The organism is Actinomadura harenae (genome assembly GCF_003696215.1).
Lineage (GTDB): Bacteria > Actinomycetota > Actinomycetes > Streptosporangiales > Streptosporangiaceae > Spirillospora > Spirillospora harenae.
The window spans coordinates 19,320-27,575 of sequence record NZ_RFFG01000106.1 but is presented as its reverse complement, the minus strand read 5'-3'; the positions used below and the strand labels follow the sequence as shown (position 1 = coordinate 27,575).

Sequence of the window (8,256 nt, the reverse complement as noted above, 5' to 3'; positions counted from 1 at the left end):
CCGGCCGCGCCTGCACCGCCTGCGGGCCCCTACGTGCCGCCCCCAGGCCCGGCGACACCCCCACCCGCGCCGCCTCCCGCACCGCCCGTGGGCTCGGCCCCGCCGATCCCCCCACCGCCCAGGCGCCTGTTCACCTCACCCACGAAGCCGGGAAGCCAGGCGCCGCCGGACGTCCCGCTGCCCCCCGCGGGTCCGGCCCCACTCGGCTCGCCGGAAGACGCGTCGGTGCCGTCCAAGGAGACCGCGCCTTCCGACTGGACGCCGATCACCCCCGCCTCCGATCACGTCCAGGCGCAGGAGTCGCCGCCCCTCCCGGACCCGCGGCCCGTCGGCCAGACACCACCCCCCGCTCCCGCGCCGTCCGACACGGACGATCCGTGGACCACGGTGCGCGCCTCGGCGACGCCCACCCGTGTCGACCCGCTGCCGACCATCACCCCCGAACCGTCGACCGTGCCCGAGGACGAAGCCCCACCCCAGCCACCGCCCGCCCCGGACGCCGAGGACCCCTGGAGAGCCGCGCCCAAGCCCCACTCGGCCGACACCGAAGACGACGAGCTCTGGACGACCGTGCGCCAACCCGAGGCGACCGTCACCCACCGCGACCCCGGCGCGGACGGCCCGGCGGTGGCCGACGACCCGGCACCACCGTCCGAGACGAGTCCGCCGTCGTTCGGCGCGGAGTCCCCGTCCGCTCCCGAGGACACGTGGACGGCCACACCGGCAGGCGGACGCCACCGCTCCCCGGAACCCGCCCTCGACCGCCTGTCCGGACAGCCCGGCGCACACCGAAGCCCCAGGGAAGACGGCCTCGTGGACCAGCCATTCACCCCCGAACCCGAGCCGCTCACCGACACGCCGTCCCCGTCCCCGCCCCCGCCCCCGTCCCCGTCCCCGTCGCGGACGCGACCGGACATCACCGCCCGAGACCGAGTCCCCACAGCCCCTCGCCGCGAACAGCGCCCCTATGCCGCCGAGAACATGTCCCACTTGGACGCGCGAGCCCGCCGAACCCTGGTGGACGAGTTCGTCGGCGATTTCGTAGGAGGCCCAACCTGGCAGGCGTTGCTGGTCGTCCTCGAAGGGGCCTTCCCCGGGATGGGCGTCGCGGCCACGCTCGCCATGAGCGCGGACGAGATCTGGCGCGAGATCGCCGTCCTGGAGGAGCACGGAGCGGTGGCGCGCATAGGCGTTCCGCTGTGGCTCGGCCCTGCGGGACTGGAAGTCGACCTCAGCGCGCACTGGCACTTCACCCCCGCGAACGGGTCCCACCCCCGCCCGCGCGCGTCCCGGCCGTACCCGCAGGCGCTGGTCGTGGACACCGTCGACCCGCTCCGCTACCACCGCCCGGTCAGCGGCCCCAGCTCCCCGCACGACCGCGTCCCGCACTTCGCCCCGGCCCTGGACCAGCCGGACGAGAACGGCCGCGGCCGCGTGTCCGCCGAGGACGAGGACGACACCGGAGTCGTGATCGTCGCCGACCTCACCGCGGCGGGCGTCCGCGTCCTCGACGCGACGGCCGTGTGGCGGCACGCCTCCCGCATCGTCGCGGACACCCTGCGCGACCCGCGCCGTCCCGAGACCTGGACGCGGGCCCGCCGCACCCTGCGCTCCCTGAGGCGCGTCGTCATGCTCGACCCGCGCCTCGGCCTGGGACTGTGCCTGGGCCTGGACGACCGGCGGACCCCGCGCTGCCTCCTGGTCTTCCGCATCGAGCGCACGGAGGTGGCGACGCCCCGCTTCGTCCGGCCCTAGGAAGCCGAACGCGCCGGACGGCCGACCGTCCGGCGCGTCCCGGCCGTCAGTCCTCGGCGCGAAGCCAGCTCAGATCGGCCTGCTGCTCGTCGGGCAGGTCCCGGACGCGGGCGGCGAGCTCCCGGGGGTCACCTTCGTCCTCGGCGAACGAGACCGCCCCGGCGTCGTCCGAGAGCAGCCCGCACACCAGGGCGTCCTGCGCACGGACCGCGATGAACGAACCGAACCGGACGAGCCCGTCGCCGTCCAGGTGGGCCATCTCGGTGAGCAGCGCGGTCAGCCCGGACGGATCGTGCGGGTCGTACAGTCCGCGCACGTACGTGAACATCTCTTCCGCCAGCGCCTCGGAACGCCGTCCGGACAGGTAGTAGAACGTCCCCGCGAGGCCGCCGTCCGCGCGCTGATCACGGATCCGCACCCTCAGCCCGTACTCGGCGGCGGCGCGCTCGAACGCCTCGAGCAGCAGCGCCTCCGCCTCGCCCCCGTCGCTCAGCACCACCCCGGAGACGACGCCCTTCTCGGACGCGAGCCGGTCGAGCATCTCCTGGTGCAGCTCCCGGACGTCCTGCTCGACCACGTCGAGGGACCGCGCGAGCGCACGCTGCGCCTCCCGGTCGAGCTCCAACCCGGCGAACTGCCCGGCCACCACGCCGAGATCCCTCTCCACCCGGTTCACGCGTTCGGTGAGCGCGTCCAGATGCCCGACGAGCTCGGGCGACGGCGCCTCGCTCACGACAGGCGGCGGACCCTCGACGGACCGGTCCATGTCGGCGCGCATCGCGTCCTGCCGCCGCGTCAGCTCGATGACCCGGTCACGCAGCTCGCGCAACTCCGCCTGCGCACGCGGAAGCCGCTTGTCGGACGCCAGATAGAGTTCGCGCCCGGCGATCGCCAGACACAGCAGCACCAGGATCACTGTGGTCGTCATACAGCTCCCTCGGGGGCGGGCTCCGCCCTCAACCTAACCACCCAACCCCGAGCTAACCCCACCCGCGCCGTTTCTCGTCCGATTCCCCTGCCCATTTCCGACTCCGACCCCACCCACGCCCCTAACCGGCCACCCCAAACTCCCCTTCCGGCCACCCCCCACCGCACCCAAGCAGCCCCTCACGAACACAGGCCCCAACCACCCCACGCACCACGCCCGCCCGATGCCCACCACCGCACCAGCCGGCACGCCCCACCCGCCAACCCGAGACGCGCGCAGGCCACCGCGAACAGGCCGCCCCCTGAAACGTGGAGGCCAGCACGAACAGGCCCCCACCTGAGCCGCGCAGGCCGGCACGAACAGGCCGCCCACCGGAGTTCTCGTCTGCACACAGGGGAACCCCCGTTCCCTGCTGCCCGTCCGCGACCTCCCCGCCGGTCACCGCGTCGCGGAGTGATGGGGACGCTCGGACTGGCTGCCCGCTCGGACCTGGGAGACGACGCGGGTGAACGCCATCAGCGCGGCCGTGGGGTGTGACGTCGCGCTGGGGCCGTACTGGCACGAGCCCTCAGGTGCGTCGCTGTCGAGCGGCATGTACCGGCCGCGTGCGCCAGAGTTCTTGGGCTCCCGCTACGCGGAGAGCACGCATGCCGAACATGCGGGCCACCTGCCTTGGTGTTGGTGGCCCACGTGCCGCTAGGCGTCACTCGCTTTCCCGCTGCCGCAAAGCTGACGGCCGCACGTTTCGGGGTTCGGGTGGGACGATGCTGCTCGTCCGTCTGCGGGGTCAGCCGAAGAGGTCGAGGATGTCGAGGAAGGCGTCGGCTCCGTCCACCACGGCGTGCGCCGCCACGTGTACGGCGGCTCCGGCGACGACGCCGCCTGCGATGATCGCGCCCGCCGCGGCCACTTCCGCACCTGGGTGGTGCGGATAGTGATGGTGGTGGTACCCGCCGTGCGAGTACATCGGGGCGCCGTGCATGACCGGTGGGTACGGGGCCATCGGCGGTGGGGGCATTCCGGGGCCCGGCGGCATGGGCGGCGCGGACGCCGGAGGGAACGGCGCGACACCGGGCGGAGGCGGCGGCAGCGGTGCGCCCGGACGCGGCCCCGGCGGGACACCTGGAGGCATGGCCCCGCCTGGAGGAACGGCTCCCCCCGGAGGCATGGCTCCGGGGGGAAATGCTGCGCCCGGAGGCATGGCTCCGCCTGGGGGGACGGAGGGCGGGGGATAGGCGGGCATGCCAGGGCCGGGGACGGGGCGGCCTGGGCCGGGGGCGCCGCCGTGCAGGGGGGCCGCCCCTGGGGGTGCCAGAGGCGGGGCGGGTGGTGCTCCCCGAGGGCCGGGGAACGGCGCTCCCTGGGGGCCAGGGAACGGGGCCCCCTGAGGGCCGGGGCCGGGGCCGGGGCCGGGCATGGGAGCCTGCGGGCCGGGCGGGCGGGGTGCGCCTCCCGGAGGCATCGGGCTCGGCGGGGGTGCTCCCGGGACGCCGTGGATGGCAGGGGGCATCCCCGGTGCGCCGCCTGGGGCGCCCAGGCCTGGTGGCATGGGAGGAGCGCCGAAGGGAGCCGCCGGGCCCGGACCTGGAGGAGGTGCGGACGGTCCGCCCTGCCCGAGTGGGTTGGGCGGCATGCCCGGGGTGACCTGGCCGTAGGCCAGTGCGGGCGCGCCAGGGCCGTACGCGGGGCCGGGGGCGGCCGGGCCAGGGCCGAAGCCGGGGGCGGGAGGCATGCCGTTGGGGCCCGGACCGGCCGGACCGGGCATGCCGTTGGGGCCGGGAACGCCGGGCATCCCTCCCGGGCCCGGGAGGGCGGGGCCGCCGGGGGCCATGCCGGGTGGGACGGGGCCTGGGGGCGGGGACATGCCGGGCCCGGCTGCGGGGGCGAAGCCGGGTGGGAGCCCTGGAGGGCCGCCGGCGAGTCCGGCGGCGGGTCCGGCGGGGTGGGCTCCCGGGGGGAGGGGCGGGCCGGGGGTGTGGTCGAGGTTCGGGGGGAGGACGACGGCGGACTCGAGCCATTCGGTGAGGCGGGACGTCCAGTCGGTCTCGCCGGACTCGGGGTGCTCGACGACGAAGGCGCCGAACGAGGCGTCGCCGCCGGGAGCGATGCGGCCGAGGGCGCGGAGCTTGAAGCCCATCGTGGTCGGGCTGGCGATGAAGGTGAGCCCGATGTCGTCGAGGCGGCCGCGGTACTGCGGCGGCGCGTTCAGCCGGATCTCCTGGTTGAACGGGAGCTGCTGGGACAGGCCCTCGACCTTGGACGTGCGGAAGGCGACCGTGCCGATGGTGAAGCCCATGCGCGCCGCCGCCTGGAGGACCCACTGCTGGGAGCGCAGCGGTTCGACCGAGATGGCGTCCATGTCTCCCGCGTCGGGACCGCCGCGGACGTCGACCTCGGTGCACAGACCGAGGGTGAAGCCGGGCAGCTCGTGGCCGAGGACCGTCGTGAACGGCAGCTCGTACGGCAGCGGGATGGAGAACGGGAGCGAGCGCTCCTCGCCGGGGCCGAGCGTGAAGGAGCGGGTGAGCGCGCCCCGGTAGACCTCGGGGCCGGCGACGTCGCGGCCCTGCGGATCGCGCATGCGGGGCATGAGCGCGATCGTGACGTGCCTGACGTCGCTGGGGGCGGCCCCGCCGCGCAGGTGGACGTTGCCCGCCACGACGCCGCCGGGCGCGCAGCGCGGCTCGGCAAGGACGGTGTCCACCGACGGTCCCGCGTATCCCACTGGACGATCTCCTCTCGTCATCCGACAAGCGGCACACTACGCCCAGCGTGCCCCGGCGGCCGAACGGCCGCCGGGGCTGTGGATAACTACTTCGCGGTGACGCTCACAGTCGCGTAGCCGAGCTTCTCCAAGGGCTCGCGGATCTGCGACGCGTCGCCGACGGCGATGACGGTCAGGCGCTCGGTGTCGACGTGCGTCGTGTACGCGCGCGCGACCGACTCCGGCGTCGCGGCGCGCACGTCGTCCAGGTAGCGGGACGGGTAGTCCGTGCCGAGGCCGCTTGCGGACGCGTCGGCGAGTTCGGCGGCCACCGCGCGGGACGTCTCGTACTCGCCGGGCGCGCGGTCGGCGAGGGCGCTGATCGCCGCGGTCGTCTCGTCCGCCTCGACGCCGCGCTCGCCGATGGAGCGCAGCTGGGTGAGGGCGTCCGCGACGGCGTCGCCGGTGACCTCGGTGTGGACCGAGCCCTGCGTGACGAACACGCCGCAGTACGGCATCCGCAGGATGCCCGTGCGCACGCCGTAGGTGTAGCCCTTCTCCTCGCGCAGGACGGCGTTCAGCCGGGACGTCAGTCCGCCGCCGAGGACGTGGGCCGCAACCGACAGCAGCGGCCAGTCGGAGTCGGTGCGGTCCGGGACGCTGTGGCTGATGTTCAGGTACGTCTGCACGGAGCCGGGACGGTCCACGATGACGATGCGCGGCTCGTTCACGGGCGCGATCGTGTCGGCCACGGGCAGCGCGGGGCCGGACGAGGCCCAGCCGGAGAGCGCCGCGGCCAGGGTGGCGTCCACGTCGGTGCCCGCGATGTCGCCGGCGACGACCGCGGTGGCCTCGGCCGGGACGATCGAACCGAAGTAGGCGCGCACCGCGTCGCCCGTCAGCCCTTCGACGGACGCGCGGGAACCCCCGGTCGGACGCGCCGCGCGCGCCTCCGCGGGGAACAGGACCGCGCGCAGTTCGCGCGCCGCGCGCGAGCCCGGGTCGGCGTCGTCCTGGGCGATCTCCTCGAGGCGCTCGTTCACGAGGCGCCGGACGTCGGAGTCGGCCAGCGCCGGTCCGCGCAGAACCTCACCGAGCAGTTCGAGCGCCTGCGCGAGGCGCGTGACCGGGGCGTCCAGCGCGATGCGCAGGGCGGTCAGGTCGGCGGACGCGTACAGGGACGCGCCGAGACGCTCGAACGCGTTCGTCAGGGCGGTGCCGCCACCGGCCTTGGTGCCTTCCAGGAACGCGCGCGCGGTGAGCGTCGCGACGCCGTCCTGGTCGGAGCCTTCGCGTCCCGCGCCCGCGTCCAGGACGAGCCGGACGGCGGCCAGGCGGCGGCCCGGCAGTTCGCAGCGGAGCGTCCCGGGACCGGACGGCACCAGGCCGGACACGGAGGCGGGGAACTCCCAGGCCGGGAACGGGCCGGGGACGGGGCGTTCGGCGAGCCTCACCGTCTCGGTCACTTGGACGCACCTCCGTAGGTGAGCGCGGTGCGGGCGCCCGGCGCCAGCCAGTGGCCCGCCATCTGCTTGATCTGGTCGCCCGTGACGGCCGCGGCGCGCGCGGGGGCGGTGAACACCCGGGACGGGTCGCCGAACTGGGTGGCGTTCTGCGAGAGCGCGTTGGCGAGGCCGGTGACGGTCTCGGTGCGCTCGAGGAAGCCGCGTTCGGCCTGCGCGGTCGCGCGCGCGGTCTCGTCCGCGGTCGGGCCCTCGGCCGCGAACCGGGTGAGCTCCTCGTCCAGGACGGCGGAGATCTTCTCCACGTCCGGGCCGACGGCCTCGACGAGCGCGAGGGACGGGCCGCCCGTGAGCCGGGTGACGCCCGCCCACACCTCGGTGGCGATCTGGTCGCGGCGGACCATCCGGTCGTACAGCCGCGAACCGGACCCGCCGCCGAGCACCTCGGCGGCCATCTCGGCCGCCTCGATGTCGTCGCCGCCGTCCGTCGGCAGCGTGAACATCGCGAAGTACGCGGGGGACGGGACGTCCTCGTCCACGTGCTCGCCCGTGACGCCGCTGAGCGGCCCGAGGCCGCCCGGACGCGCCTCGGGGGTGGCCGGACCCGCCGGGATGCCCCCGAAGAACTTCTCGACGGCGCTCAGCGTCTCCTCGGGGTCGACGTCGCCGACGATCGACAGCACCGCGTTGTGCGGCGCGTACCAGGTGCCGAAGAAGTCCTTGCAGTCCTCGAGCGTGGTGGCGTCCAGGTCCTCCATGGACCCGATCGGCGTGTGCGCGTAGGGGTGCCCGGACGGGAACGTCAGACGGCACAGGCGCTCGAAGGCCGTGCCATAGGGCTGGTTGTCGTAGCGCTGGCGGCGCTCGTTCTTCACCACGTCCCGCTGGTTGTCGAGGTTCGCCTGGGTGAGCGCCGCGGGGAGCGTCCCCATGCGGTCGGCCTCCAGCCACAGCGCGAGCTCGAGGTGGCTCACCGGGACGGTCTCGTAGTAGTTGGTCCGCTCGAAGGAGGTGCTGGCGTTGAAGGACGCTCCGGCGGCCTCCAGCAGCGCGGCGTGCTCGCCCTCGGCGACGTTCCCCGAGCCCTGGAACATCAGGTGTTCGAAGAGGTGGGCAAGGCCCGTGCGGCCGGCTTGCTCGTGCCGCGAGCCCACGCCGTACCAGATGTTGACGGCTGCCAGCGGTACGACATGGTCCTCACAGACCACCACCCGCAGGCCATTGCCGAGCGTGTGCTCGTGCAGCGGCTGTTCGGCCACGAAGCGCTCCCGTCCGGTCGGTCGATCGGTTCCGGGGAAAAGGTCGCCGCCCGCCCGGCAGCGGGCTTGATCCCCGGTTTCACCGTACCGGCTGGGGCTTCCCCTCACGCGCCTGAAGCGCACCCGGCTCCCGCCGCCCACGCACGC

General features: G+C 74.7%; 4 protein-coding genes and 1 pseudogene. 1 reads left to right on the top strand and 4 read right to left on the bottom strand.

Features of this window, described 5'->3' with window-relative positions:
• Positions 1 to 1,755, top strand: a pseudogene (locus tag EBO15_RS35855) (hypothetical protein); the annotation flags it as partial.
• Positions 1,756 to 1,801: 46 nt separating this feature from the next.
• On the opposite strand, the gene EBO15_RS35850 reads toward EBO15_RS35855, so the two are convergent.
• The 4 genes from EBO15_RS35850 to EBO15_RS35835 all read right to left on the bottom strand — a co-directional run bounded on the left by EBO15_RS35850 (position 1,802) and on the right by EBO15_RS35835 (position 8,109).
• Positions 1,802 to 2,683: a hypothetical protein gene (locus tag EBO15_RS35850; protein WP_122198916.1), complete on the bottom strand. Its 882-nt coding sequence runs from the start codon at positions 2,681 to 2,683 to the stop codon at positions 1,802 to 1,804.
• 787 nt (positions 2,684 to 3,470) lie between these two features.
• Positions 3,471 to 5,408, bottom strand: coding sequence for a sporulation protein (locus tag EBO15_RS46930; RefSeq protein ID WP_158628454.1), 1,938 nt, complete (start codon positions 5,406 to 5,408; stop codon positions 3,471 to 3,473).
• A gap of 86 nt (positions 5,409 to 5,494) precedes the next feature.
• Positions 5,495 to 6,853, bottom strand: coding sequence for a M16 family metallopeptidase (locus tag EBO15_RS35840; protein ID WP_122198914.1), 1,359 nt, complete (start codon positions 6,851 to 6,853; stop codon positions 5,495 to 5,497).
• Positions 6,850 to 8,109, bottom strand: coding sequence for a M16 family metallopeptidase (locus EBO15_RS35835; RefSeq protein ID WP_122198913.1), 1,260 nt, complete (start codon positions 8,107 to 8,109; stop codon positions 6,850 to 6,852). The genes EBO15_RS35840 and EBO15_RS35835 overlap by 4 nt, the downstream gene beginning before the upstream one ends.
• Positions 8,110 to 8,256: the final 147 nt, after the last annotated feature.